The 26,355-nt window shown below is 37.8% G+C and carries 23 protein-coding genes; 9 read left to right on the top strand and 14 right to left on the bottom strand.

The window, feature by feature from the left end; translation table 11 throughout:
- Nucleotides 1-111 precede the first annotated feature (111 nt).
- From KMW37_RS10600 to KMW37_RS10590, 3 genes are all read right to left on the bottom strand, one after another.
- Nucleotides 112-1,224, bottom strand: coding sequence for a glycoside hydrolase family 88/105 protein (locus tag KMW37_RS10600; RefSeq protein WP_215224602.1), 1,113 nt, complete (start codon nucleotides 1,222-1,224; stop codon nucleotides 112-114).
- Between the two features lie 398 nt (nucleotides 1,225-1,622).
- Nucleotides 1,623-2,522, bottom strand: a complete 900-nt coding sequence (locus tag KMW37_RS10595; protein ID WP_215224601.1) for a mannose-1-phosphate guanylyltransferase — start codon at nucleotides 2,520-2,522, stop codon at nucleotides 1,623-1,625.
- A gap of 167 nt (nucleotides 2,523-2,689) precedes the next feature.
- Nucleotides 2,690-3,511, bottom strand: a complete 822-nt coding sequence (locus KMW37_RS10590; protein ID WP_215224600.1) for a glycosyltransferase — start codon at nucleotides 3,509-3,511, stop codon at nucleotides 2,690-2,692.
- Between the two features lie 590 nt (nucleotides 3,512-4,101).
- On the opposite strand from KMW37_RS10590, the gene KMW37_RS10585 reads away from it, so the two are divergent.
- The gene (locus KMW37_RS10585) at nucleotides 4,102-4,644 is read left to right on the top strand and encodes a heme NO-binding domain-containing protein (protein ID WP_215224599.1); all 543 of its coding nucleotides are present in this window, start codon (nucleotides 4,102-4,104) and stop codon (nucleotides 4,642-4,644) included.
- Between the two features lie 364 nt (nucleotides 4,645-5,008).
- A complete protein-coding gene (locus KMW37_RS10580) occupies nucleotides 5,009-5,380 on the top strand; it encodes a response regulator transcription factor (protein ID WP_215224598.1) in 372 nt (123 codons plus the stop codon).
- Nucleotides 5,381-5,520: 140 nt separating this feature from the next.
- On the opposite strand, the gene KMW37_RS10575 is transcribed toward KMW37_RS10580, so the two are convergent.
- Nucleotides 5,521-5,763, bottom strand: a complete 243-nt coding sequence (locus tag KMW37_RS10575; protein WP_215224597.1) for a hypothetical protein — start codon at nucleotides 5,761-5,763, stop codon at nucleotides 5,521-5,523.
- A gap of 239 nt (nucleotides 5,764-6,002) precedes the next feature.
- On the opposite strand from KMW37_RS10575, the gene KMW37_RS10570 reads away from it, so the two are divergent.
- From KMW37_RS10570 to KMW37_RS10560, 3 genes are all read left to right on the top strand, one after another.
- Nucleotides 6,003-7,358 (top strand): DUF5723 family protein, encoded by a 1,356-nt coding sequence (locus KMW37_RS10570; protein ID WP_215224596.1) that lies wholly within the window; start codon nucleotides 6,003-6,005, stop codon nucleotides 7,356-7,358.
- Nucleotides 7,359-7,522: 164 nt separating this feature from the next.
- Nucleotides 7,523-8,194 carry a DUF4136 domain-containing protein gene (locus tag KMW37_RS10565; RefSeq protein ID WP_246581439.1) on the top strand — a complete coding sequence of 224 codons (672 nt, stop codon included), beginning with the start codon at nucleotides 7,523-7,525 and terminating at the stop codon, nucleotides 8,192-8,194.
- Between the two features lie 17 nt (nucleotides 8,195-8,211).
- On the top strand, nucleotides 8,212-8,832 hold the full coding sequence (locus KMW37_RS10560; RefSeq protein WP_215224595.1) for an OmpW family outer membrane protein: 621 nt from the start codon (nucleotides 8,212-8,214) through the stop codon (nucleotides 8,830-8,832).
- Between the two features lie 82 nt (nucleotides 8,833-8,914).
- Here KMW37_RS10560 and KMW37_RS10555 read toward each other — a convergent pair whose 3' ends face one another.
- From KMW37_RS10555 to KMW37_RS10520, 8 genes are all read right to left on the bottom strand, one after another.
- On the bottom strand, nucleotides 8,915-9,379 hold the full coding sequence (locus tag KMW37_RS10555; protein WP_215224594.1) for a COG2426 family protein: 465 nt from the start codon (nucleotides 9,377-9,379) through the stop codon (nucleotides 8,915-8,917).
- A gap of 110 nt (nucleotides 9,380-9,489) precedes the next feature.
- Complete coding sequence (locus KMW37_RS10550; protein WP_215224593.1) at nucleotides 9,490-9,846, bottom strand: hypothetical protein; 357 nt, start codon at nucleotides 9,844-9,846, stop codon at nucleotides 9,490-9,492.
- A gap of 182 nt (nucleotides 9,847-10,028) precedes the next feature.
- Nucleotides 10,029-11,411, bottom strand: a complete 1,383-nt coding sequence (locus tag KMW37_RS10545) for an aminopeptidase P family protein (protein ID WP_215224592.1) — start codon at nucleotides 11,409-11,411, stop codon at nucleotides 10,029-10,031.
- A 108-nt stretch (nucleotides 11,412-11,519) separates the two neighbouring features.
- Nucleotides 11,520-12,746 (bottom strand): alkaline phosphatase family protein, encoded by a 1,227-nt coding sequence (locus tag KMW37_RS10540; RefSeq protein ID WP_215224591.1) that lies wholly within the window; start codon nucleotides 12,744-12,746, stop codon nucleotides 11,520-11,522.
- Nucleotides 12,743-13,690 carry an endonuclease/exonuclease/phosphatase family protein gene (locus KMW37_RS10535; protein WP_215224590.1) on the bottom strand — a complete coding sequence of 316 codons (948 nt, stop codon included), beginning with the start codon at nucleotides 13,688-13,690 and terminating at the stop codon, nucleotides 12,743-12,745. The genes KMW37_RS10540 and KMW37_RS10535 overlap by 4 nt, the downstream gene beginning before the upstream one ends.
- 91 nt (nucleotides 13,691-13,781) lie before the next feature.
- Nucleotides 13,782-15,575: a RagB/SusD family nutrient uptake outer membrane protein gene (locus KMW37_RS10530; RefSeq protein WP_215224589.1), complete on the bottom strand. Its 1,794-nt coding sequence runs from the start codon at nucleotides 15,573-15,575 to the stop codon at nucleotides 13,782-13,784.
- A 19-nt stretch (nucleotides 15,576-15,594) separates the two neighbouring features.
- Nucleotides 15,595-18,828, bottom strand: a complete 3,234-nt coding sequence (locus KMW37_RS10525) for a SusC/RagA family TonB-linked outer membrane protein (protein WP_215224588.1) — start codon at nucleotides 18,826-18,828, stop codon at nucleotides 15,595-15,597.
- Between the two features lie 767 nt (nucleotides 18,829-19,595).
- Nucleotides 19,596-20,495 carry a metallophosphoesterase family protein gene (locus KMW37_RS10520; RefSeq protein WP_215224587.1) on the bottom strand — a complete coding sequence of 300 codons (900 nt, stop codon included), beginning with the start codon at nucleotides 20,493-20,495 and terminating at the stop codon, nucleotides 19,596-19,598.
- A gap of 251 nt (nucleotides 20,496-20,746) precedes the next feature.
- Between KMW37_RS10520 and KMW37_RS10515 the strand changes: the two genes are divergently transcribed.
- Nucleotides 20,747-21,352 (top strand): TetR family transcriptional regulator, encoded by a 606-nt coding sequence (locus tag KMW37_RS10515; RefSeq protein WP_215224586.1) that lies wholly within the window; start codon nucleotides 20,747-20,749, stop codon nucleotides 21,350-21,352.
- A gap of 217 nt (nucleotides 21,353-21,569) precedes the next feature.
- Here KMW37_RS10515 and KMW37_RS10510 read toward each other — a convergent pair whose 3' ends face one another.
- Together KMW37_RS10510 and KMW37_RS10505 are read right to left on the bottom strand one after the other, a co-directional pair.
- Nucleotides 21,570-22,484, bottom strand: coding sequence for a DUF5996 family protein (locus KMW37_RS10510; RefSeq protein WP_215224585.1), 915 nt, complete (start codon nucleotides 22,482-22,484; stop codon nucleotides 21,570-21,572).
- A gap of 113 nt (nucleotides 22,485-22,597) precedes the next feature.
- Complete coding sequence (locus KMW37_RS10505) at nucleotides 22,598-23,812, bottom strand: OprO/OprP family phosphate-selective porin (protein ID WP_215224584.1); 1,215 nt, start codon at nucleotides 23,810-23,812, stop codon at nucleotides 22,598-22,600.
- Between the two features lie 326 nt (nucleotides 23,813-24,138).
- Between KMW37_RS10505 and KMW37_RS10500 the strand changes: the two genes are divergently transcribed.
- From KMW37_RS10500 to pth, 3 genes are all read left to right on the top strand, one after another.
- Nucleotides 24,139-25,068 carry a ribose-phosphate pyrophosphokinase gene (locus KMW37_RS10500; RefSeq protein ID WP_215224846.1) on the top strand — a complete coding sequence of 310 codons (930 nt, stop codon included), beginning with the start codon at nucleotides 24,139-24,141 and terminating at the stop codon, nucleotides 25,066-25,068.
- Between the two features lie 41 nt (nucleotides 25,069-25,109).
- Complete coding sequence (locus KMW37_RS10495; RefSeq protein WP_215224583.1) at nucleotides 25,110-25,697, top strand: 50S ribosomal protein L25/general stress protein Ctc; 588 nt, start codon at nucleotides 25,110-25,112, stop codon at nucleotides 25,695-25,697.
- Nucleotides 25,698-25,788: 91 nt separating this feature from the next.
- Entirely contained in the window at nucleotides 25,789-26,349 is a 561-nt protein-coding gene (gene pth / locus KMW37_RS10490) for an aminoacyl-tRNA hydrolase (RefSeq protein ID WP_215224582.1), read from the top strand.
- Nucleotides 26,350-26,355 lie beyond the last annotated feature (6 nt).

Raw genomic sequence — 26,355 nt, 5'->3', positions numbered from 1 at the left:
CCCTCTCCTCTTTTTGACAAGTCTTTTGATAGAGACAGTTCAAAGTGAAATGTCTCTAAATAAGTTAAGGCATCCATGATCATGGATGCCTTAACCAATGATTTTGTGACTTTATTTATTGTAAAGTTTGTATACTTCTGTTCCAGCACTTAAAAACGCTCCTGTACCATAGACCTCTGTCTTATCAGGCCAAGCTTTGCCAGGAGCTGCACCTATTGGCTGAACATAGCCCAACATCCCATCATCAGTTATATGAGAAACCATGGCATTCCAAGCTTTCCTAACAGCTCGTTCATAATCATCCTTATCCAATACTCCTTCGTTGATCCCCCAAGCAAGTCCAAAAGTAAAAAAGGAAGACCCACTGGTTTCAGGTGTAGGATAAAAGTCCTGCCCCAATAGACTCATTGCCCAGTGTCCTTCTGGTGTCTGTATCTCCAAAAGCTTTTTGGCCATCTTCTTATAGATTTTGGCGAAGTATTTATACTCTTTTGAGTTTGGCTCCAGCTCAGTTAAAATATTGGCCAATCCAGCAAACACCCAACCGTTACCTCTGGCCCAAAAAACCTTGGTTCCGTTGTCTCTTTGGCTTATATAGCGTTCATCTCTATAGTATAAATGTTCCTTTTTATCAAAAAGAAAATCAGTGGTGGCTTTATATTCCTCTACCATAAAGTCCAAGTATTTTTTCTCACCAGTGATTTTATAAAGCTTGGCCCATACTGGAGGTGACATAAACAATGCATCACACCAATTCCACCTGTCTTGGTGATATGGTGTCGCCCAATTCAATAAGCTATTAGAAGGATGATAAAGGATAAAATCAAATTGTTTGATGGTCGGCGCCAACATGGCATCATCACCGTATTTTCGGTACAACTCAGCATACAACTGACCTACCGTATGATCATCCGCATGATATTTCCTTTTATAAAGGCTCCAATCATGCTCCTCAGCAATGCCCCTTAACCATTCATAATATTTTTCATCTCCTGAAAGTTCGGCCCATTTTACCATGCCTACATAAAGCGCTCCATTTGTCCAATCCAAGGGATGATGGGGTTTGCTATGACCACTGTAGCTATAGCGAAAATGCTCGATTTGCCAATCTGCCACTCGTTTCATTTCTGCTTTGACTTCTTGTGGATCAATATCTTGGGCCAAGCCAATCAATTGAATCCCCAATAAAAAAATCAGGGAAAATTGTAATTTCAGGTATTTCATTGGTCAATGGTTTATTAAATAAATATTTTCTACTTTTTCAAAAGTAAGCCCCTAAGATAGGAGCAAAAAACATTTTTTTATTCCCCATTTATATAATTTAGCCCAATTTCCAACTTAAAACCTCATCCATATTCAATTTCACCTCGGCCTGTAAGCATCATAACCATATTTTAATTCCTCCAAAGAACCAACTGGACAAATACCCGCTTAATGGTTCGCTTGAACAACTATCGATCTAAATGTAAAATACTGTTTAAGCTAATAAGTTATTTTAGCAGCATTGAGGTTATCTTGATAACCTCATGCCAAAGTGCCACTACCATCATTTTTTTCTAAAAGGAATTAGTATACTATCCATAAACATCTCTTGGTTAAGATCATTTGAAGGAGTCCATTATTTAATGTATTTCCACTTCATCCTTGGCAAAATTCTTCAAGGCGCTGATTTGAGTCCCCATATCATCCCATTCGAAAGAAGAAGGGATTACAAAGATATTCTCCACATACTCCATTACAGCATAATCGATAGATATAGTCGGGCACTTTTGATAGATAGTCTTAATCACTGCCTTTTCATTCGAAGAATTTAAATGTCTTTTTACCTTGTCAAAAAGCCGAAACATGACAGGTTGGAATTTGCTCAATGCATCCATCAACACGGTAGCTTTCCCAATAAAAATCCCAGAATTCCATAGATAATCCCCCTGTGCCAAAAGTATTTCGGCCTTTTCCCTATCTGGTTTTTCAGTGAAGTCATAGACCTCATGTACTGCATTATCTCCAACAATAGGTTGGCCAAAATTGATATATCCAAGCCCTTCATTCGGATGATTAGGCTTAATCCCCAAGGTGACAAACACATTATACTTTTGGGTAAATTGCAATCCTGTTATGCAACTCTCCAGGAACACATCCTCCTTACCTATCTGGTGATCTGAAGGAGCAATTATAAGATTCGTTTCTGGATTAATTTCCAATAACTTAGCAGAGATATAAGCTACACAAACAGCCGTGTTTTTACTTTCTGGTTCGCCCAGAATATTTTCTTTGGGCAGCTCAGACAGCTGTTGCCCTACTATCCCAACATATTCCTCAGCTGTAATTGCAAAGATATTTTCTATGGGAATAAAAGCCACAAATCTCCTTAGTGTGGCTTGAAGCAGAGTTTCTCCTGAATTAAGTATATCTAAAAACTCATTAGGATAATATGGACTGTTCTCCGATAAAGAACTACTTCTTACACCTCCTGCCAAGATGGCTACATAACTATTATTCTTATTGAAATTTATTGTATTCATAATATGATCCCATTGGAAGTTTAAATGAATGAACTTGTATGCTTAGTAAAACTTCAACCGGAGCAGAAGCTCCGGCCAAAGCACAGCTTAAAGTGTAATTGAATTGTTAAATTATGGGTGATAAGTCAACCTTTCCACTTGATCACTTTAAGTGTTTCCTTGATGAATTAATTCCTCTTATTATTAGGTATGAGAGGCATGGTCTCAGACTTATGGTAAAACATGGGTGTGAACCTGTAGGTATAATACAATTGGAATAATTGGAAGGGAATTTTAAAGGAGTCTATTAATTTCATTCTTGTTTCTCCCTTTTCAGCCCATTGCATTAGAGGAAATTCCAGTACTCCTTTTTGCAAAGAAGTTTTTCCAAATTTTTGCTGAAGCCTTAAGAATATTTCCACATCAAAAAGCCCTGATGTCTGAAATGGCTCTGCAAATAAAAAGGGCACTAAACTTCTTTGGAAAATCTTTGCTCCACATTGTGTATCCTGAAAATTGGTTTTTAAAATGCCCTTAACTACAAGCCTTAAGATACTCTTCCATAGAGAATCCTTTTCATTGCTACTGATTTCTGCCCTTATGCGCTGAATTCTACTTCCTACAATTGCCCCAAACTTGGGATAGCTTTCTTTATAGAGAGCCATCTTTAACCATTCCTCAGGTGTGGTGGCCATATCAGCATCCAAAAAGCCTAACAGATTCATTGAATATTTGGAATGAACATATAGCATCCCGTGCCTCACAGCAGCAGACTTCCCCCCATTCTCCTTTAAATTCAAGACAACAATATTATCAGGTGACTGCATTTGGATCCCCTTTAATACACCGGAAGTATTGTCCTTGCTTCCATCATTAACAAAACATAAAAGGACATCAGGATTTAACTTTGCAAATGTTAAAAAGTGATGGTGAGGAAACCTATTTTCCACATGATAACAGGGAACCACGATGGCAAACTTTTGATAATCTTCTTTTAGAATTCTATTCATCACCGTAACAGTTTTTGTTAAAATCAATTTTTCACATCAGTAATCAATAATTTTATCACTGATGCCAAAAGTCTATATCCAATTCAAGTGCCTTATTACAAAAACCTGTCCTGTAACCATTTAACAAACACCCTTCAGTACCAAAATTCCAGATATTGGAAAATTTTCTATTTTTTGTCCTTACCCAAGCCCTTATCGGACGGAAAAAGAGCTTTTGAAATTCTTTATGCATTCATGAAACCATGAACTTCTTACCATACAGCTTTAAACTGCATTTCAATAAAATTCAGGAATCATACGAAAGGAGGAATCGACGATAAAATCAAAACATATAATAAAGATGACTTCCCATTGCAAGGGATAATTTAAATCATAAAAAATTTGATCATCTTTGCTTCTTATCAAACAGATCTTCAAAACATTAACTTACTTAATTCTCCTTATTTTTTTCCATAATATGGACTGATCATCCAATCCAAGGAAGATTAGTCCCTTATAGTAGCTTCAAAACTATTAAACAATCTTATTTAGTTGTGAAATACATTTTTTAGCATTTTTTTGACATATATTTAACAAACTAAACACTAAACATGTACGGCATAGTTAATCAAACCATTGAAGATCTGCTTACCAAACAATACAGTGAGGAAGTTTGGAAAAACGCAAAGGAAAAAATTCACCTAAAAGAAAACTTCTTTTTGATCAACAAAATCTATTCTGATGAAATGACCTTTAAATTGATAGCTGCAGCATCAGAAATAACGGGAAAAACTAGTGATGAAATTCTAAGGGAATTGGGGAAATGGTGGATCATTAAAGTTTCACAAGAAAAATATGGCTCATTAATGTCCACAGGTGGAAAAAACTTGAAAGAATTCTTAATTAACCTTCCTGCTTTCCACACTAGGGTAATGATGCTTTATCCTAAGATTGATTCCCCTGAATTTGAAATAAATATTATATCAGAAAACAAACTACTAATACACTACAGCTCGTATAGATCTGGTTTACAAGAATTTGTTTATGGAATTTTGCTTGGTTTGGCAGAATTATTTAAAACCCCCATGCAGATAAAAAAATTGCCTTCCAGGGTAAGTCCTGAACAAACAGCCCTTTTTGAAGTTCACTGGTAGTTATTGGTTTCCTAGATTAGGATCAACTTCAGTCCACAGAAAGCATAAAGAAACTTTGCCCTAAAATCCTTAGGTAATTTTACGAAATGGGAATTGAGTTTTTTTTAGAAAGATCAGAAGCATATTCTGACCTTTCTTTTTTTTACTAGTTATTGCTTAATCAGCCTGACAGTTTGGATTCACCTTATCGTTTAGTATTCCAAAATTAGCAGGACAAACATTATCCCGAAAGAATTTCCATTTTCAAGAAGGAATTTCCAATATCTGGAAAACAATTTTCCAACAAGCCTCTCTGATCAGGCTACAAAGGTGTATTTTTCATCTGGCACATTGATGGCATGACCCCTCTGAAAAAACCACCTCTATGAAAACACTCTTGGACAAAAAGGTCTTTATCGTCGACGATGACCCATTTTGGAAAGCGGTAATGTCGCGGATCTTAGTCGAACTGGGCTTTAAAAACATTACTCAATTTAATAGTGGCCGAGAATGCCTTGAGAATATGGTTCTCAAACCATCTCTAATATTTTTGGACTATCAAATGGAAGATACCGACGGACTGGAAGCCCTACCAAAGATCAAAAGCCATTTTCCTGAAACCAATGTAATTTTTTGTACTGCCTTGGAGGATCTGAATGTAGCCATCAATGCGTTGGAATTAGGTTCGCATGAATATTTGTTAAAAAGCAGGGTCTCCAAGGCCGAAGTAAGCAGAATTCTAAACTCGATAGATTAACTAAAATTTAGACCACAACATAAATGCTATTTGACATTACAGTTCGAATCAGTATTTCTAATCACAAAATAGCTTGATCATACTTTAATAAAAGTCCCCTAGCAATGCCTAATTAGCATTTCCAGGGGACTTTTCATTATTTAAGCTTCCCTTAGATTATTTTTTTTGATAAATACTGCTCCATATGACTCTCTTCCTCCATCTCCCTTCACATTGGCTTTCACCGTAAATGCCGCTCCTGTTTCATAATCTTCAATACCAACCTCATAAGTGTTTCCAGAAGATGAAGCTCCAGTAAATCCCTTATGTACATCTGAAACCAATTTTTGTCCATTTTTAAATACATCTACCCGCTCAATCTCCAGCTTATGGTCTCCTTCCATGAAAACAATAACAAAAGATTAAATTAACATTGTATTAGTACTAAATCCCATCTCTCTTTAATTAAAAAAACGTTATAGAAACTCATTTATAAACCACCTGCACTTTTCTAAAACAAAAATCACCCTAGGTAGAACCTATTATTTTCACAAAATCTATCGTAAATTAATAATCAATATCCTCCATTAGCCTTTTCTACATTATTCAATCATTTGGTACAATTCCTTTTGGAGTAATAATTATGGAGATTTGGAAAAATTTAATTGACAAAAGATCTAAATTATTTTTATTTCTTTTTCTGGTGGCATTTTCACTCAATGCGCAAAGTTTTCACGGACTTCACTCTAGTTCCTATTTTCCACTTCAAAGAATCTCTAATCAACCTGCCGACATATTAGAAAGTCGACATAAATGGCAAGTCAACGTAGTTTCCGCCCAACTGGATATTTATAAAAACAATACGCTTGATGACAGCTGGCTAGGGCAATTAAGCAACCGTCTGGGCATCACCAATTTCAAGAGCATATTCAGTTCAAGCAGGGCTGATTATTTTCTTCGCACTCAGATCATCCTTCCCTCGGCCATCTATAAACCTAATGACAAACATGCATTTGCCCTTACCACAAAACTCAATGGATTAGGGAAATTTGAAAGTACGAATAGCGCCTTTTTCGACCTTCTGGTTGGCAAGCTACCAAACGAGTTTGAAAACATTAATGGAGATTTTTTCAAATCAGTTGTAAATACCTGGTGGGAATTCAAACTTAGCTATGCACATAAGTTATATGAAGATGACGACCACAAATGGACAGGGGGACTAAGTGCCTCTGTGCTTAGCAGTCTAGGGTCTGCCTATATGGAATTGGAAGATATTTCGGCTGAATTTGACGAAGAAAGGATTGATCACTTGGGCATTAATGTCCGTTATGGCCTTTCCGATAATGTTTCAAAATCCATCTATGAAGATAAAACGAACTTAATGTCCAGCCTGGGCTTCAGTATAGACCTAGGGGTCAATTACATCAAAAAAAGTAGCCAAGCCCGAATTCCACATGAGTACAAAATCGGTTTTAGTGTTACAGATATTGGACACATAAACAATAAGCAAGCAACCGAAACAGCCCTGTTTTCTGTAAATGCTGAAAATATTGCCACAAGAACATTTAGTAATATTTCTGATATAACTGAACTTATAGATACCTTAAATAATCTGGTCAACACAAACAAGATTTCAGGTAACAGCTTTAGAACCAATTTACCTACCAACTTCATGTTGGCAAGTGACTTTCACTTGAATGATTTTTGGTTCCTAAATGCCATGATAAGACAAACCCTAAACCCCTTCCGGGGTCTAGGTGAAGAAATTATTAACCTTTCCGAATTCATGATGAGCCTTACGCCCAGATTTGAAAATGAGGTGTTTGGTGCCTTTCTTCCTATAGGCTATTCCAGCAAACGGAATTTCACAGTAGGAACAGCGTTAAAATACCGGTTCATTTTTGTTGGATCTGGGAATATTTGGAGTAGTCTGATAAACCAAGATAATGGAGAAAGAGAACTTTATTTTGGAATCAACATTCCCATTAAACCCTATTGATAAACTACGCCAATCCCACAAGGCTCCTTCGGTCTTGATATGAGCTGGTTTATGAAATCTTTTATAAATTTTATCAATCAGTTTACATTAACCTTCATTTTTAGTTGGGATAATTTATAAATTAATAAATAGTAGCATATTCTCACAGTTTAAAAACTAAATCAATGGTTAACACTAAATTCATTTGTAGAATTCTTTTATTACTATTAATAGGAGGACAAGCCTGTACACCTAATGGCCCTGAGTATGTTGATGAATTGGATCTGATTCTCACATCAAGGGATAACGATATTAATTTTGATAACTTTTTGACATACACCTTAGCCGACAGCGTGGTTTTTATTTCTAACGATAACGATGATAAGCTCTCTGAAGAAACAGAAGAATTTTTGCTTGATGAAATCAATGAAAAATTCGTAGAGTATGGCTGGCAAGAAGTTCAAGATCCTGAAACAGAAGGATCTGATGTAATTATACTTGTAACTGCAATCAATACGGTCAATTTCAATCTAGTTGGTTGGTGGGACTATTGGGGGTGGTGGCCAGGCTGGGGATGGTATCCGCCAGGATATCCTCCAGGAGGATGGTATCCCGGTTACCCAGGTGGATGTTGCTATTTCGGAGGGGTTTACTCTTACAGAGAAGGTACCATATTGGTTGAAATGATCGCACCTAATGAAGCCTCCTTTAACGGCGACAATGAGCCTGACCCCATACCGGTCATGTGGACAGGTGCACTGAACGGCCTTTTGGAAGGCAGCCAAAGCAACATTGAAAGCAGGATCACTTCTGGTCTTGACAGAATGTTTCTAGACTCTCCATATTTGAACAAATAAAATTAACCCTAATAGAGATGTATAAAAAATACCTTTTACATATCAACCTTCTTCTAGCAATTGGACTTTTCACCTTTGGCTTAGCTTTTTCTCAACAAGAAGGAAGCAGTAAGTTCACCCTGCACTATGTTCCTTCCATGACAATGGGAGATGCCAAAGATTTTGCTGATGAATTTAGCTTCAGGGGTTTCGGCTTATCTTATGAATATTTTGTAAAGGACAATCTTTCCGTCGGTATCAGCTCGGGCTTATCCACCTACTATGACCCCAGTGATGGCTTGGTTTCTGAGACCATTGAAATGGATAATAATACCATTACCTTATCCGCTAAAGAATTCAATTATATTAACTCCATCCCCATTTTATTGACTTCTAGTTATTATTATGGTGAGGCTGGAAAAATCAAACCCTATGTGTCTATAGGAATTGGGGGATACAATGTTCTAAAATGGAAAGAATTGGGACTTTACCGTTTTGAGGACAATAAGTTTTTATTTGGTATAGCTCCTGCTGTCGGTGTCTCAATTCCAATTGCCTATTCCAGTAGCTTAGATTTGGGTGTACGATATAATCAGGCTTTTGGCTCTGAAAGTTTCAGCAGTTTAGATTTCAGATTAGGCTTTTCCTGGTTTTATTAGTTTTTATTTTGACAGGGCTTCCTCCTAATACAGGAAAGTATTTTAAATAACCGCATCATTCTTTTCTTTTGATGCGGTTATTTTATATCAATTCTACTCCTAATTTCCCTAAATGGGAACCGAAAGCTAAAATCAAACAAGAAATCACAGCGCCTACACTTATAGCGAAAAAGGATTGCTTACGAGGCAATTTAAAGATATAAGAAGCAATGGTTCCCATATACACTCCGGTAAAAGGCAGTGGAATCATTACAAAGACCATCAAGCCCCAAAAGCCATATTTTTCAATTTTGTCCCCTACGCCATTCTTCGCCTTTCTCATCAGTTTCACAGATTGGTTTTTATAGATCTTGTGTTTCCAAAGCTTTTCGTTAAAGGTATCGATAAGAAACAATAAAATTGGAAAAACCAGCAAATTGGCTCCCAGTCCAACCAATAGCGCTAAGAAGGGATCTAAACCATTGATAACAGCATATGGAATACCTACTCTAGACTCTCCAAAAGGAGAAATACTCAACAAAAAAGTATGTAGAATAATATGTATCATTTTGTAATATATAATAGCAAGAAGCGTCCATTAGAAGAGCATTGATATGCAAGCTCTCCAATGGCCTCCTATTGATGGGGATGGAATTATTATATTTTAGTAATCAGATGCTAAATCAAAAAAGGAGGAGCCCTTCCTGTAAAAACATGCGACAGGTCAAACATTGAGCCTTCCAGTTCAACTGATAAAAAACCTAGGTCAAAATTGTTTTTACCTAATGAGAAGGGCTTTACCCAAATAAAAAAATTCTTTACTAGTTGATGATGATCATCATTGGAAAGGGATTTCGTTTTTTTAGAAATAGGACGAAACTGAGCTTTACCCTTTAAAGCAACAACCTCTATCTTACTTTCGACTTCTCTATTTGGGAATGTATCGAATACCGGCTCAAGCTCTCCTTCCGAAAAGAAGAGTATACCTGCTATCAGCAGCATTAAGTTGATCGATATTTTTATAAATTGATGCATTCCTAAACTATTCCAAGGCTGCTGATTCTTTATAAATTACTTTTCCATGTTGAGAACCAGCCTTTCTATTCTTAGGAAAACTGATTTATTCAGATTTTTCCAGCTGCAAATTAAATGCAATTCTACTTAAAAAATAAATTCACCTCTCAGGATTTGTTCCGAGAGATGAATTTATTTCTATATCATCCTTTCAAAGCTTCAGTTCTTACGCGCTCTACGTCATCTGGTGCAATAGGCAAAGGAGTACCTAATAAATCGGCCCCATCAGAAGTGATAACGAAATCTTCCTCTACTCTTATACCTCCAAAATCCCTATAGGTATCAAGCAGATCATAATTGATATAGTCATCGATTTTCCCTGAGGACTTGTACATATCAATTATTTCAGGAATAATATATATCCCCGGCTCAATGGTAATCACATTACCAGCTTCCAACTCTTTACCCAATCTTAAAGATTTCAGGCCGAACTCGGTCGACTTTTTCAGTTCAGGAGTATATCCTACATATTGCTCTCCGAGGTTTTCCATATCATGGACATCCAAGCCCATCATATGGCCCAGTCCACACTGGAAAAACATGGTATGTGCTCCAGCTGCTACAGCCTCTTTAGCATCTCCTTTCATTAACCCTACACCTTTAAGGCCTTCGACTAAAGCCTCTGCTGCCAACAAATGGATATCCTTAAACTTTACACCTGGCCTCAAAGCCTCCACAGCAGTCCTATGGGACTTATATACAATTTCATAAAGTTCCCTCTGACGAGTATCAAATTTGGCACTAACCGGGAATGTCCTGGTCATATCACCCGCATAAAACTCTGGAGATTCGGCACCACTATCAAACAGCAACAAATCACCTTCATTAATGGTATTTCCATAATAATGATTATGCAAGGTTTGACCATTTATTGTAGAGATGGGAGGAAAAGACAAAGCTGCATTTTTGTCTCTGACCACTTTGTTAGCAATAGCAACTAACTCATACTCCTTCATTCCAGGTCTGGCAGCCTTCATTACAGCCAAATGCAGTTCCGAAGTCGTGGTAACGGCTTTCTCCAATTCAACTAGTTCTTCTTCGGACTTGATATTCCTTTGCCCTGCAACTGCCTGGATAAACGGAACAGAGGCCATTGCTTCCACCTCTTCAACAGACCTCCCAAAAATCTCCCTTAACTTCAACACATGCTCTCCTCTATAAGGAGGCAATACTTGGCAATCTCCTTTTACTGTATTTGCCAATTTGCTCAAAGACCCTGTATTGCTTACACCTGCCTTTTCCGCTAATTCAGCAATGGTTGGCTGTGGACCAGTCCAGACAATATCATCTATTTCATAATCATTTCCGAAAATATAATCCTTGTCTTCGTCACAGTCGATAACTGCAACCAGACCTGGAAGAGACAATCCAAAATAATATAAAAAGGTACTGTCCTGCCTGAAAGGATACCAATTATGTTTAAAGTTGATACTTGCCTCGTCATTGCCTAAAAACAATAGCTGACCACTACCCATTTTAGCTTTTAACTGGGCTCTTCTTTCTTTATAAATCTCTCTATTAAACATTATATATGGGAAGGTTAATTAATACGATGCAAAGGTCTTAAAGTATTTTGGCTCAACAAAAAAAGAGCCGCAATAATTGCAGCTCTTCCTTTTTAAATTCAACTCTCTTTATTCTCCTACGATCCAGTAATTTAAATATCCCGAAGGTGTTTCTAGTACCACTTTATAAAAATCACTTTCTGTACCATTGAGAGTATACGCTGCTTTTCCTTCACCTATCTCAACCTCACCCATCAACCAATAATTATCCAGACCTCCCTCTTTAAAATGATTGGTACCGGAAAGCCAAACTCTTCCTGAATGCCCTTTGGTGTAAGGCTTCCATGACATTTGAAGTTTTCCATCTTCCACTTTAGCTTTTAATCCGCTAGCATCTACCTCACCTATAAAAGGAACTCCATCCAATTCCATCGCATGCTTTTTCGGGATCTCTAAACCAAGATGACTCGCTAAGGAAGGTAAAATATCCACCATCGCCGGAATAGTCTCAAAATGTTCATTGGTGTTTTTCGCATTTGTAACGATCCAAATGGTCCTTTCTCTATCCGTATGTCCACCATGATGAAAACCATCTTCACCTCTTCCATGATCAGTGGTGATCACCAATATCCAGTCCTCATTGTAATTGGCTTCACGGTACTTGATCGCATCCCAAACACGACCAATTTGAACATCTGCTTTAACCAATCCATCAATCATCTGAGGGCTATTTCCAAATCGGTGGCCCATATCATCCGAATACTCCAAATACATCCAAGATAGGTCAGGCCCCTCATCATATAAGTACCTAGCAGCCTCTTTGGAAACCACTTCATCTATCTTATGAATGAAATTCCTATCATCATCATGTGGAAAATTCAAGGTATCCAACTCAAAGCCGTCATAATAGTAATCAAAAGTAAAGTGGCCAGTTTCTGGTAAATTGGCCCCAACCAACTTGGTTCTATTATCCAACCAAGTAGAGAAAATAGCCGTCTTTTTCATTGGATTGGCTTCCTTAAACATTCTAAAAATAGTCCAGTAATTATAATTAGGCTTCTTAATTGAGTTACCCCATACATTATGTTTATTGGCCCAGGTTCCGGTAAGCAATGTATTATATCCTACTGCTGATATGGTGGGAGTTTCGCTGTAACCGTCAACTTCTCCCCCCATCATCGCTTTGGTAAATCCTCCTTCGGCAATTACCTTATCTATATTTGGTGTGGCCACTGAATCTACCACATCCGCTGGAATTCCATCCAAAATCACAAATAATGCTTTCTTTGTCTTTTCTTGTGCCCTGGCTTCTACCAGTGCCATGCAAAGCAATGCAAATAATACTATTTTTCTCATTTCTTTATCAGTTTGTACTTGGCCCACACAAACCCGTGGTCCGAAGGGTAGTTATATGTTTTTCCCCTAAATTTTAATGGTTGATTATAATCGACTTTATGTATTTCTGACGAAATGGTTTTTAACCGTTTACTCTTATATAACAAATAATCTATCCGATGATCGTCTTTTTTATGGGGCATGCCCCATGAAATCCCAGGGTATTTTTTGGGATCGGGATTTATTTCCCTGAAACTATCTTTTAAACCTGCATTTTCGAATTGCCTCGTAGTCCACCATGGAACCACTTTACCACCATGAATATCTTTCGTCTTTTCTGTCCAGTCCAAATGTGACCAAACATTAAAATCACCTCCTAGGATCAAAGGTAGTTCACTGGTATTTTGAAGGTAGGGCTGTAAATACCCTAAAATGGTCCCTACCTCTTTGGTTCTGATGCCAGATCTTTCCCAACCCACCAATTCCTCTGAGCTTTTCTCCATTAAATGAGGCTGATCATGCCAAGGCTGGTAATTTAACCAGGTATCAAAAACCAAGATTTTTTCCTGTTCGGATAATTGGATTTCAATTCCTCCAACATTGAAGTAATTATAAAAATCAACTCTTTCTCCAAAAGGAAATCTACTTATAATGGAAAGATTGATCGCAGGATCATCCAAGACTGTGCCCGGCTTGGCTATTAAATGATAATGATAACCCAAAGCATCTGCAACGCGCTTTCCTGAACCATATGTTTCAATCATCAAGATAATATCTGATTCAGAGGCTTCAATTATAGCTATGACATCCTCCACTCCATCTCTACCAATAGATTCACTCTTTCCCCCATGCCATATATTCCATACCATCACGGAAAATTCTAAGTCTTCTTTCTCTTCTTGAGCATATCCAAAAAATGGGGTAAGGCCAATCAAAAAAAGGAAAAAACATCTGCTTGACAACATATTTTTGGAGCTTATAATGAAACACCAAATGGCTTGCCATAATTAAGGCAAAGCCATTTGGATTTAATAATAATCAATATTGACTTTTATATTACTCCCAACCAAATATCTGTTCTAGATTTGGATTAAGCGTAACTTGTTGGATTGGGATTGGACGATAATAATACTTAGGTTCAACAAAGCTTCTTTCTTTGGTTTCAGTCTCCATATTACCACCGTTCTCTCCGTCTTTCAAATAAACATCCACACTTTCACCCATATAGCCTGCCTTATAGTAGATAAGGGTTTCCCCTAAACTATTTTTCTCTTTTGCATCACCAGTTGGGATATCCGTGTCCTTACTGACCAAAATAATATCTTCTACACCATCGCCAGTCATATCATATTTCCCCAGTCCGGCAAAGTACATCCCCTCAGGAATATTTTCAAGTAATTTGCCTGCATGCCATCTCATCAGGTCATCATATCGAAAACCCTCCATAGCAAACTCTATCCTTCTTTCTCTCCTGATCTCCAAAATCACTCCTTGATTTGATCCAGTCAAATTAGGATATTTTGACGCCAAGAAACTGTCAGGATTAGCATTGGCCGCTACCATATCAAGACCTGGAAGATTTACGCGCTCACGAAGCAAATTGACGGATACATCCAAGTCGCCTTGGGTAAGTTCATTCAATTCTGCTTTAGCTTCTGCATAAGTCAACAATATTTCCGCGTAGCGGTAAACAGGAAAATCCATCCCTCTTTGATCGTCATAATCAACAGTGTTTGCATAGCCTTTCAATTGATGATAACCTGTGAAGTTTTTGCTGAGATTCTGAATATACGGACTTGGTTCAGCACGACGAACCCATCCAGGATATACCAATGTTTGTGTCAAACGCGGATCCCTATTTTGGAATTCTTCCACATAGCCCATGGATTCATGACCTGGAATATCGGTAAAACGGCTGCCATCTGCCATTAAGTAACTCATCACTAAATCCTTGGATGGAGACTGTTCATAATCACCAAAAACAGTTCCGCCATCAAAACCTCCTCTACTTTTGGCGTTGTCATAAGCATTGACCAAGATGACTTCTGGATTCCCAAATAAAACCTGACTGTCAAACAACCTTAAGTAATCTGCTTCTGGATTACCTGTAGTGTAGATAGAGAAATTACCTGAATCAATGATCTCCTTGGAAATATCCCTGGCTTTTTCAAGGAATCCATTGGCAGAATTCTCCAATCCTAACTCACTATGGTATTTTCTGTAAGTCCCTTCATAAAGCGCAGCCCTGGCAAAGAAAGCTTTCACCGCCCAAACATCTGGGGTACCACTAGGAACAGATTCTCTCACATTGGCTGCAGCATAGGCCAAATCCTCCATCACCATCTCCATGACCATTTCCCTCGGGTCACGTGCTTTATAAAGCTCTTCATCCGAAGGGTTCAAGGTAATCTCATACCAAGGGACATCTGAATATCGTCCTACCATCTCAAAATAAAACTGGGCCCTGTAGTACCTCGCTAATCCAGCAAAATGTGCCTTAGTTTCTTCAGATGCTTCTGCCTGTTCATAATTATCCAAGAAATAATTGATATCTCTTAACCTACCCCAGCTCCAGCCTCCAGTAATGGTTTGGGAACTTGGACTGCCTGTCATCATACTTTTAATTTCAACAGCAGCTGTGGTGGCCATATTATCACTGCTCTGGTCTCCAAGGTAGGCACTCCAAGGGCTTTCAAGAGACAATAAGCCATTTACATATAGTTCCAAATCTTCACCACTTTTGAAAAAAGCGTCTGGTGCAACGGAGGTTTGAGGATATTTATCCAGAAAATCCTCGTTACATGAACCCAATGCCAACATTGCGCTCATAGCAATTATATATTTTTTCATAATCTTAATCAGTTCTTAATTACAAATCGATATTTACCCCAAAGGAAATTTTTCTCTGGAAAGGATAAGCCCAACTGCTGCCGGCATTGACCGCTTCCGGATCCACAAACTTCTTGATAGAAGAAAATTCATATAAGTTTTCTCCAGTAGCAAATACCCTGATTCTATCCACCTTGATTCGCTGAGTAAGTGATTCAGGCAAGGTATATCCAACGGTTATATTTTTGATCCTTAAATATGCCGCATTCTGCAAGTATTGGGTTTGAGGAATATCCAAACCCGCACCATAATTGGCATCAGCTAACCATGATTGTAGAACAGGGAATTCTGAATCTGTATTGGCATCTGCCAAACCTGCATCAATATAGGACTGAGAATGTTGGGCTCTCAATGCATCGCTATCAGCCTCTCCTCTGTAAAAATCCAAGTTCCAAGGATAAACATTGGCATATGGCTGTTGATATGGTCCCCAGAACAAATAATGAGTTGGATAATAATCTCTTTTGCCAACCCCCTGAAGGAATACTGACAAATCAAATCCGTGCCAATCCATATTAAGGTTTAGCCCATAACGATAGCGAGAGGTGCTATTACCAATCACACTTAAGTCTTTTGGATCATTTTCAGTTTGGCCCCTTTCTATTTTACCATCTCCATTTAAATCTTGGTATTTAGGCCAGCCAGGTACAATATCCAAGGCTCCCCAAGGAACAATTGAAGATTGATCCAATGCTTCTATTTCATCTGTAGATTTAAAAAATCCATCGTTCTTTAATCCCCAAATTTCTCCCACTTCCTGACCTTCTCTCCAATTGGAAAGTAATCTGTTTTCATTTTGGAATCTGGTGATGTGAGACCTTGAATCAGAAAGTACTGCTTTGATATTAAAATTAACAGGATCCGAAATATCTCCGAACTGGGTTCTGTAGCCCAAAGAAAGCTCAAAACCTTCCGTCCTCAAGTCAGCCGCATTTTGCTTAGGAGGACTAGTCCCCAAAACACCTGGAAGTTCAACTGGATCGGTCAACATTCCCTTGGTATCCCTAAAGAAATAATCAAAAGTTCCCGTCAACTTATCATTAAACAAACCTAAATCAAGACCAAAATTCGTCGTAATAACTTCCTCCCAGGTATATAAATTAGGATCTACAGCCAATGATGGGCTAGATGAAATCACTGTCCTTCTTTCACCATCGATTAAGTAGCCAGACAAGCCCGTTGGCAATGATTGAATATATCCAAAGTTGGACACATTCTGATTACCTAGACTACCATAAGAACTTCTAAGTTTGAAGGTCGGAACGGTAGAATTCAGCCCTTTGAAGAAAGGCTCATCACTGATTATCCAAGCCAAAGATGCTGAAGGGAAGAATCCCCATCTATTATTACTAGGAAATCTGGAAGACCCATCATAACGACCATTAAATTCTAAGATATAGCGTTCTTTAAAGGAATAATTGGCCCTGCCAAAAACACTCCTAGTAGCATAAGCACTGTATGAAGGTGTAATAAAAGAATCACCAGTGGTCAAACCAATATATGGTAAGGTTGAAGAAATCAGCACTCTTCTCTCAGATTCAATGGAAGAATACGAATAGCTTTCTTGGTTGTATCCAGCAAGGATGCCAAAACTATGATCCCCGAACTTCTTATTGTAATTCCCATAAAGATCGAAAATGGTATTCATCAAAGTCCCATTTCTTTCAATCACAGAACCATCTCCACCTTCGGTTCTCACATCATCAGGTCCAAATCCAATATCAAATTTCTTTCTATCCCAGTGATAAGTCCATTGCTCTCTTTTGAAACTGGCATTACCCGTTACCGTAAGGTCGCCATTCAAGAAAGAACCTACTGCTCTGAATACATTCCTAAAACCAAACATATCCTCCTGATTTCTGCCACCATCAGTCAGTCTTGCAGCTAAACGGCCAGCTCCTGTATTTGCCCAAGTACCATCTGGGTTTTTAGCTACATCAGTAGGCTGCAAATAATAGATATCTGTGATACTATTTGTCGGATCTGCTCTTTCAGTTTGATAAATATTAAGGTTATTGTCCAGCTTTAACCATTCCAAAGGAGAAGCTGTAATTCTTGCTCTCAGGCCATATCGATCCCAATAATCAGGGGCCAATTTATTCAGTCCGTTTTCACTTGTATAATCCCCAGAGAGATAGTAGCCAATAGGCATCTTTCCTCCACTACTTCCACTAATTGACAAACTGTGATTGGTGGAAAGGCTGGATGAATTGAAGAAGTAATCATACCAATCATTGCTTCCCATATAGGCCCAACGATTAGGATTATTTGGGTCAATTCTGGTATCTGGAAGAGATAGATCTTCGGAACGCTCCTTAGCCCATTGATAGTGCGCATCAGAATAGTTTACATAATCCCAAGGAGTGTTGTCCGTTGCAGTTTCCAATACCCTTGAATATATATAAGGATCTGTAACAGGTTCAGGCAATACTGTAGGTCTACCCCATGCAAAATAATTCCTATAAGAAATTTGTTGTTTACCTTCCGCACCTTTTTTTGTTGTAATTAGTATCACCCCAAAAGCTGCTCTAGCCCCATAAATTGCCGAAGAAGCGGCATCTCTCAAAACAGAATAAGATTCTATATCAGAAGGATTTAATCGAAGCAAATCATCATAACTACCGGCCACACCATCTATCACTACCAAAGGTCCACCTCCATTGATGGATGTAAAACCACGGATATTAATATTAGGAATTGAACCAGGCTTTCCTCCTGCATAGGTTATATTCAAACCAGGACTCACCCCTTGCAAACCTTGAACAACATTTGCGATGGGCCTATCAACAATATCTTTACCGGAAATCTGATCAACTGCACCTGTTACATTTATTTTTTTCTGGGTTCCATACCCCACCACGACAACTTGCTCTAGCAAAGTCTCTTCCTCTTCCAAACTTATATCAATAATGGTCTTGCCACGCACTGGAATTTCCACGGATTTGTATCCAATAAAAGAAAATACCAAAACAGCTGTCTCTGATGGCACAGTAATGGAATAATTCCCATCCAAATCAGTGACAGTCCCGGTTTGTGAATTTTTCACAAGAACAGAAACACCTGGCAAAGTCGAACCTGAACTGGCGTCAGTTATCGTTCCTGTCATTTGTCTTTGTGCAAACGAAACAAAGCTGATACTCATCATCAGGAGCACTAAGCTTAATTTCTTTGCACACCTTCCATAACTTGAAGGTATTCGTAAATAATGTTTCATAGATAATTGATTTAAAATGAAATTGTAATTATGGGTTTAGGGTAAAATAAGCATCCATGAAGCATTTTCATCTAAGTTTATTTTACTGAACATTCATTCAATATTAAATATTGTATTTTAATATCCAAAAGAATTTATCAATATTTCATAAACTAATAACAGACGTTTAACACTAAAAAGATGAGTTTACACCAAATACAAGAAGGAGATTTATAGAATAAAATATAGGTCCATTAATTAGAAAGTAATGGACACAAAATATTCAGATCCCCAATTATATTTTTTCAAAACTTTCACAACGAAATGAAAGCTTACTTAATTCAAAGCACCTTAATAAGTAGTTAACATTAAAATAATCACTCCTATTAAAATCCTTGAAAACCATTCAATCTTAAAAAAATATTAACCAACTAATTACCAGCAAAATACATAGCATCAAAAAGCCCTAAAACTAGAAATCCAGACATTTAAGGGTAAAGAGTCAGGAAAGTACAGCCATAACCAACTAAAGTGCCCTAAATAGCTTTGATAAAAACTTAAAAAAGAATGGTTAAAGGCCGATTGGGGAAGTTTCCAGCAAGAAAGATGGTCTGAATTATTATTTAGTCACGTACACCATTTTCAATACCTTAAAAATAATTGCCCAATAAATCTCAGGAAATATATTTCGCAAATCTTCCGCTAATAAAGGGGACAAAAAAAGCCCCTCATCATTTCGGGTGGCTTTTTCAAACAAACAACACTCATCTAAATTAATTTCTTAATTCCTATTCATATGGCTCTGTAAGCGCATAATATTCATTTTCCAATCTACCATCAGCATAAAGTTTCAAGATCGCATAACCCGGAGGGGTTTCAAGATAAAATTGCGGACCAGCTGATTGCTCATCACCTTTGCCCCACCAAAAACCGCTCAAAGAGCCATTGCAGAAATAACTCACGCCATTGTACCAAACCCGATCCAGCATATGCTGGTGGCCACTTAGGCAAGCCTTCACCTTATCCTTGTGCTTATAGAATAATTTTTTCAATTCTTTGTGGTCACTATGTTGTCCCCCAACCAAGGAATTGGTTATGGAAGTAATAGGATAGTGAGACATTAATAAAGTAGGGGTATTTGCAGGAAGATTCTCCAGCTCTTTTTCTAACCAAGCCATTTGTTCTTCACCCAAACTCACTCCTTTATGATTACTATCAAGAATAATAAAATGCCAACCTCCTTTAGTGAAACTATAATAGTTATTGGGAATTCCCAGACGTTGCTGAACGTAAGGCTTTCCATACATTTCATCATCTTCGGAGGGCACATCCCACCAACAATCATGATTACCAATGCAGCTAAAAATTTCATAATCTCTAATTTCTTCAGTGAGCTTATCCCATTCAGCCCATTGTTCCAATGCATCTTCCCTAGTTTTCCCCTCATAAGAAACATCCATAATAGTATCTCCTCCATTAAGGAAAAAATCAGGTTTGTGCGCCTTCACCAATTCCATCCATTCTTTTGCTCTTTCCAAAATATTATTTCCGGGCTGGATATGCACATCTGTAATATGAGCTACCGTCAAAACCGGTTTATCTTTTTTCTTCTCTGCTTTGGCTACCACTGGAACAGCACAACTTGCTGCAACCGTTGCAGATTTAAACAAAAAGCTCCTCCTTTTCATAACATATTGTTTATTATTAAAGCGCCTAATTTTAAATAATCAAGAACCGCCAAAAATGAAAGTGTTTTTAAATATCATGGCCTTATGGTATTCAAAAAGCCTAAAAAGTCCCAAAACATTTTTATAGTAAAATTTTGAGACTATATTCAAATATTGAACAACCATTCAAAATTATATACTAAAAAAGTCAATTCAAAGAAATTTGAAAGCAAAAACATTTCAATTAACTTTGTAATAACACTATAATAATAATGAAAAACAAAATATCGGAAACCCGTAAAAAAGAGATTATAGAAGGCTTTTATTATTTAGCCAAAGAAAACGGGTTGGAAAACACTTCTATTGCTAAAATCGGAAAACATTTAGGAATCCCTCCAAGCTTGGTAATGCATTACTTTCCGACCAAGGACAATCTTATTTTAAATTTAATATCTTATATCCTTGACCAATATTTATTGATTTACAAGCCCAAAATAGAAGAGCTAAAAGACAACCAAGAGGAGATTGACCCGAAGGCTTTCGTTGATAGGTTATTTTCCAGAGATTGGAACCAACTGTTTGATGACGGCGTATTTTATAGCTGCTTTGCACTTATATTCAGGAACAAGGTAATCAAAAAGGAATATAGAAAACTCCATGAAAAACTCAGGAAATCCTTAAAGGAGATTCTCGACATGGATGAAAATTTGAAGGAAAAAGACACCGAGCTTTTAGCAGAACAAATTTTCGTGGTGGTAGAAGGCGCTTACTATTACCTATCCATGATTGATGATGAAAAAACGTACAACCAAAAGCTGGGGTTCTTCAAAGGTCAAGTTTATGATTTGCTTCAAAAAGAAGTAACACCAAATCCATAAATTAGAAAAAACCATTAAGTTGGTTTTGACAAAAAAGCATCATACATAAAAAACACCAACAAGAATGACCTCAACTTGCTTATTTGAGTGATTCTGCACCTAAGGTATTCTTTTACTATTTTCAATATTGACAAAAGCTAACACCAAATTATCCATAACAACACATCCCTTATTCCTGATACCATTTTCAAATAATTTCCGAGGAAAAACCAAGGATTTAAAAAGGCTTATATGTAAAACTGGCGATATCCCAACCAGCTCTTTTTGCTCCTGCTTGGTAGGCACTATTTAAAAACGACAATAAAACATCATTCGGGTTGGCTTCTTTTTGAAGAAGGTTATAGGACAAAAATGCCATTGGACTTCCATTACTATCAACCCAGCTAGCATAATCAGGCGCTAATGGTTCTTCATCTATACCTTTGGGAGAGGGATAGGTATAAGAATAAAATGCTGGCTCACGAACAATGTCATCTCCTGCCCAAAAACCAAAGCTGATAACTTCATGGGAATAGGCGTCTTTATCAGAAGCTTTGGCTGAAGGATCCATTTCAGGCCCTTTTTTTCCAGAAAAGCGGGTGACTGCTAAATCCATATGGTGCCAATACAAATGTACAGGACACTGCTTACCATAAAAACCTGCACTAAATTCAATAAAGACCTTATCCACCCATCTCAATACAGCCCAATACTTCTCAACTGATTCTTTATTATAAAAATGAAATTCTTCTATCTGATCGAAAGACTTTTCAGGCTCCAAATCATAAGGCTTATCCACTATCTTCACTTTGACCTTTAACTCATCTAAAATCCCAAACAATTGTTTTTTAAACGAGGCCACAGACAACCCATCTTTTAGATCAAAACCTCTATTATCTCCATCGCAGGTCCTTACCTGCAGTTGGTGTTGGATAAAATCAAAATTTATTTCGAACAACCGCCCACTGTCATCCATTGGCATTGATGCCGTTGTCAAACCTGTTGCGGTGACATGGAGAGTAATATGCCACCAGTGATTTCTTGAGGGATTTAACTTTAAAGCAATTTTCCCCACCACTTGAAAATACAAGTGCAAGGTCTTTTTAGTTTTTTCCCAGGGTTCCAATGGTAAAGTGGGCAAAGAGTGCATCATGGCTATGTGGGTTAAATTTAAAAATGCCAGCACAGCAAACCTGCACTGGCATTTTTAAAATTAGCCAATTTCCGAGCCTTTTTCAAGACCACATACAATTATAAATCAAATACTTAGAAAGAGAAATCATACTGCACTCTTACCCTCCAACTTGATGCCCTTCTATCCATTGACCCTCTATCAAAGTCAAAATAGGTGACATCAGTAGTCAGTTTACTCCTATGGCCATCAAAAAACATATTGAATGCAAGCGCATATTCTTCCGTTGAATTCCTTGGTATTGCTTTGTCTGGTCTATAATATGCATACCTTCCAGCCACTTCCATCAAAGTACCCTTGTGCGTTCCTCCATTGTGGTTAAAGATATAACCGCCTTGACCATAATAGCCCCACAAATAATGATCAGCTGCCCAGCCTCTAGTATCTTTTATTCTTTTTTGATGATACTCACTCTGCCAACTAAATCCTTTATATTCAAATGCCGATTCTATCACATACTGGTCTACCTGATATTGCCCTGGCTGACCAATATCTTCATAACCTTCCAAATCTCCTCCCCCACTCGAAGAAAACCTAGTGTACATACTCGTATTGGTAGCTCCAGCTACTGCAATGGAAGCCTGAGGCTTATCCAGATAATCGATATCTGAACCAGACATATCTACACCATCTCCAAGAAAATTCCAATAAACTTTCCCCACATACATTAGATGCCGATCATCATTATCCCTTGCCCCTCGACCACTACCGGTCAATATTGAAAGGCTATAATTAAAATCTAATAAGTTACCCTGATCCACACGTCCATAAGCAGACACACCTTGCTGCCTATCCAGTGTAAATGGTCTGTTAATAATAGAGCGCTCGAGCATTTGTTGTTTACCACTGGAAATGGATCTTTCCCTAGAATAATCCACTTTCCACTGTCCCGCTCTGAAACTAAGCCATTTATACTTTTCGACCATCACCTCAAAGTTCAACAGCCTATTTGAGCTTAGTTCATACTCAAAATAATACTTTAACCAAGGCTGGTGAGCAAATCCTCCTACCTTAAGTCTGGCCCTGTTGATTTTAAAAATATTTCTGGTTTGCTCCTCGAAATCATCAAATGTCACAGGGTCCTGGTCTCCTGGATAAGCATATCTAAATTGAAGTCGCCCACCAATCTGAAGTCTATATTTACTATCAGGGCTTGTAAATTGAAAACCTTTTGAGGTATATTGAATGTCTACTTTGGTAGAATCATTTTCTTTAGTTTGCACAGCATTGGCATTTACCGTAATCGTAGCGACTAGGATAAATAAGGCAATGGCCTTCCTTAATTCCATAAGAATTACTTTTTTTTAAAGATAGAATTTTGCCGACTTTTATTACCTAAGATTCCTTGCATTTCTTTGGCAATAATATAGCAGATGGTGAATTAATTTCTAATATCAGGGCGCAAAAGTATATGGTTTATCTTTCTTTAAGGCCCTACTAATGTTATCCTTATGTTAACATTTTTAAATATACAGTTAACATTACAATAATAACATGGTCAATATGTTCGGAGATTGAATCTTTAAGCTCAATCCTTTTATTAGCAGTTCAACCTTTTTTTCTATCTTTGTGGTGAAACATTATCATAACTATTCCCACAACAAAAACATACATGATGCCTGAGGTTAAACTCTTTGCTGGAACAAATACTAAAAAACTTGCAGAATCAATTGCCACCAACTATGGTCAGGAATTAGGAAAATTAACACTATCCAAATTCAGTGATGGTGAAATGTCTCCTAGTTTCGATGAATCTGTACGGGGATGCCATGTATTCCTTATCCAGTCTACGAACCCTAATGCTGACAATCTTCTAGAGTTATGTCTGATGATTGATGCTGCTAAAAGGGCCAGTGCCTATAAAGTTTGTGCAGTAGTTCCATACTTTGGATATGCCAGACAGGACAGGAAAGACAGGCCTCGAGTTTCCATTGCCGCTAAGCTGATCGCCAATATGATCACCTCTGCCGGTGCTGACAGGATCATGACTTGTGATTTGCATGCTGGCCAAATCCAAGGATTTTTTGACATTCCTTTGGATCATTTAAATGGATCAGCTATTTTTGTGCCCTATTTGAAAAGCCTGGGCTTAGGTGACAATCTTATCTTTGCTTCTCCTGATGTGGGAGGCGTTGGAAGAGCTAGAGCTTATGCCAAGCATTTTGAAGTTGAGATGGTTGTTTGTGACAAGCACCGTAAGAGGGCCAATGAAGTGGCCTCAATGCAAGTAATAGGTGAGGTAGAAGGAAAAGATGTAGTCCTGGTAGATGACATGGTGGATACTGCAGGAACAATTTGCAAAGCTGCCCAGATGCTACTGGACAAGGGCGCAAATTCTGTTAGAGCAATTGCCACTCATGGTGTTTTATCAGGAAAGGCCTATGAAAACGTTGAAAACTCTGTCCTGGAGGAATTGGTGGTTACCGATAGTATTCCTTTGGCCAGAGAGTCTTCAAAAATCAAGGTATTGACTGTGGCTGATTTATTCGCAAAAGCCATTCATGCCGTAACAGGAAATGATTCTATTAGTGCCCTGTTTATTTAAAAGAGAATTTTAATTTATCATACACTTATATATTCTAGATTATGAAATCGTTAGAGATTATAGGGTTTAAAAGAGCAAATCTCGACAAGTCGGAATTGACTCAAATCCGTGAAGAAGGAAATGTACCTTGCGTGGTTTACGGACCAGGACTTAAAGAGCAAATCCACTTCTATTCACCAGCTATCCTTTTCAAGGAGCTGATCTACACTCCTGAGGTTCACACTGTTGACCTTAACATTGAAGGCACTAAGGTAAAAGCTATTCTTCGTGAAGCACAATTCCACCCAGTAAGTGAGACTTTGCTACACGCTGACTTCCTTGCCTACAGTGAAGATAAAGCCATCAAAATGGACATTCCAGTGGAGATCACAGGATCTTCTCCGGGTATCCTTAAAGGGGGTAAATTAGAATTAAAAGCCAGAACGCTTACTGTTAAAGGTTTTGCGAAAGACCTTCCAGATTCTATCCCTGTTTCTATCAGCCACTTGGACCTTGGTAAATCTGTGAAAGTTGCTGAGGTTAAAGTTGAAGGATTTGAAGTCCTTACTAGCCCTAATGTTTCTATCGCTACCATCGGTATTCCTAGAGCACTTAGAGGTAAGAAAAATACTGAAGAAACTGAAGCTTAATTCAAGTTTCAGTCAAAAACTAATAAAATCCTACCGGCTAATTTGCCGGTGGGATTTTTTATTTTGACCAGTACATCTACAAAAACACACCATGAAGTATCTGATTATAGGACTGGGCAATATTGGCCCTGAATATGAACTTACTCGACACAATATTGGATTCCTCACCCTTGACAGGCTAGCTGATCAAGAAGGACTTTCTTGGAAAAGCAATAGATTGGCTTTCACTGCGGAATATAAATTCAAGGGAAGAAATATCCACATGATCAAACCTACCACTTATATGAACTTAAGTGGAAAGGCCATGAATTTCTGGATGAAGGAACTGAAAGTCCCTAAGGAAAACGTATTGGTAATTGTGGATGATGTGGCCATTCCGTTTGGAAAATTACGTTTAAGGGCCAAAGGGTCCTCAGCAGGCCATAATGGATTAAAAAATATTGAAGAGGTAACGGGGGGGCAAAATTACCCTAGATTGCGCTTCGGTATAGGTGATGATTATCCCAAAGGCAGACAAGTAGATTATGTATTGGGTAGATGGTCACAATCTGAAGTAGATGAATTACCAATGATCATGGACAAAGCTATAGACATGATCAAAGGATTTTGTACCATTGGTATTAACATGACCATGAGCCAATTCAACGATTAACCATTA

This window comes from Echinicola shivajiensis, assembly GCF_018642165.1.
In the GTDB taxonomy this organism is placed as follows: domain Bacteria; phylum Bacteroidota; class Bacteroidia; order Cytophagales; family Cyclobacteriaceae; genus Echinicola; species Echinicola shivajiensis.
This window is presented reverse-complemented; position numbering and strand designations above follow the sequence as displayed.

What these genes read in the sequence shown, in the direction of transcription:
- KMW37_RS10600 (WP_215224602.1), bottom strand. Translation starts at nt 1,224, where the DNA reads ATGAAATACCTGAAATTACAATTTTCCCTGATTTTTTTATTGGGGATT.
- KMW37_RS10595 (WP_215224601.1), bottom strand. Translation starts at nt 2,522, where the DNA reads ATGAATACAATAAATTTCAATAAGAATAATAGTTATGTAGCCATCTTG.
- KMW37_RS10590 (WP_215224600.1), bottom strand. Translation starts at nt 3,511, where the DNA reads ATGAATAGAATTCTAAAAGAAGATTATCAAAAGTTTGCCATCGTGGTT.
- KMW37_RS10585 (WP_215224599.1), top strand. Translation starts at nt 4,102, where the DNA reads ATGTACGGCATAGTTAATCAAACCATTGAAGATCTGCTTACCAAACAA.
- KMW37_RS10580 (WP_215224598.1), top strand. Translation starts at nt 5,009, where the DNA reads ATGAAAACACTCTTGGACAAAAAGGTCTTTATCGTCGACGATGACCCA.
- KMW37_RS10575 (WP_215224597.1), bottom strand. Translation starts at nt 5,763, where the DNA reads ATGGAAGGAGACCATAAGCTGGAGATTGAGCGGGTAGATGTATTTAAA.
- KMW37_RS10570 (WP_215224596.1), top strand. Translation starts at nt 6,003, where the DNA reads ATGGAGATTTGGAAAAATTTAATTGACAAAAGATCTAAATTATTTTTA.
- KMW37_RS10565 (WP_246581439.1), top strand. Translation starts at nt 7,523, where the DNA reads ATGGTTAACACTAAATTCATTTGTAGAATTCTTTTATTACTATTAATA.
- KMW37_RS10560 (WP_215224595.1), top strand. Translation starts at nt 8,212, where the DNA reads ATGTATAAAAAATACCTTTTACATATCAACCTTCTTCTAGCAATTGGA.
- KMW37_RS10555 (WP_215224594.1), bottom strand. Translation starts at nt 9,379, where the DNA reads ATGATACATATTATTCTACATACTTTTTTGTTGAGTATTTCTCCTTTT.
- KMW37_RS10550 (WP_215224593.1), bottom strand. Translation starts at nt 9,846, where the DNA reads ATGCATCAATTTATAAAAATATCGATCAACTTAATGCTGCTGATAGCA.
- KMW37_RS10545 (WP_215224592.1), bottom strand. Translation starts at nt 11,411, where the DNA reads ATGTTTAATAGAGAGATTTATAAAGAAAGAAGAGCCCAGTTAAAAGCT.
- KMW37_RS10540 (WP_215224591.1), bottom strand. Translation starts at nt 12,746, where the DNA reads ATGAGAAAAATAGTATTATTTGCATTGCTTTGCATGGCACTGGTAGAA.
- KMW37_RS10535 (WP_215224590.1), bottom strand. Translation starts at nt 13,690, where the DNA reads ATGTTGTCAAGCAGATGTTTTTTCCTTTTTTTGATTGGCCTTACCCCA.
- KMW37_RS10530 (WP_215224589.1), bottom strand. Translation starts at nt 15,575, where the DNA reads ATGAAAAAATATATAATTGCTATGAGCGCAATGTTGGCATTGGGTTCA.
- KMW37_RS10525 (WP_215224588.1), bottom strand. Translation starts at nt 18,828, where the DNA reads ATGAAACATTATTTACGAATACCTTCAAGTTATGGAAGGTGTGCAAAG.
- KMW37_RS10520 (WP_215224587.1), bottom strand. Translation starts at nt 20,495, where the DNA reads ATGAAAAGGAGGAGCTTTTTGTTTAAATCTGCAACGGTTGCAGCAAGT.
- KMW37_RS10515 (WP_215224586.1), top strand. Translation starts at nt 20,747, where the DNA reads ATGAAAAACAAAATATCGGAAACCCGTAAAAAAGAGATTATAGAAGGC.
- KMW37_RS10510 (WP_215224585.1), bottom strand. Translation starts at nt 22,484, where the DNA reads ATGATGCACTCTTTGCCCACTTTACCATTGGAACCCTGGGAAAAAACT.
- KMW37_RS10505 (WP_215224584.1), bottom strand. Translation starts at nt 23,812, where the DNA reads ATGGAATTAAGGAAGGCCATTGCCTTATTTATCCTAGTCGCTACGATT.
- KMW37_RS10500 (WP_215224846.1), top strand. Translation starts at nt 24,139, where the DNA reads ATGCCTGAGGTTAAACTCTTTGCTGGAACAAATACTAAAAAACTTGCA.
- KMW37_RS10495 (WP_215224583.1), top strand. Translation starts at nt 25,110, where the DNA reads ATGAAATCGTTAGAGATTATAGGGTTTAAAAGAGCAAATCTCGACAAG.
- pth (WP_215224582.1), top strand. Translation starts at nt 25,789, where the DNA reads ATGAAGTATCTGATTATAGGACTGGGCAATATTGGCCCTGAATATGAA.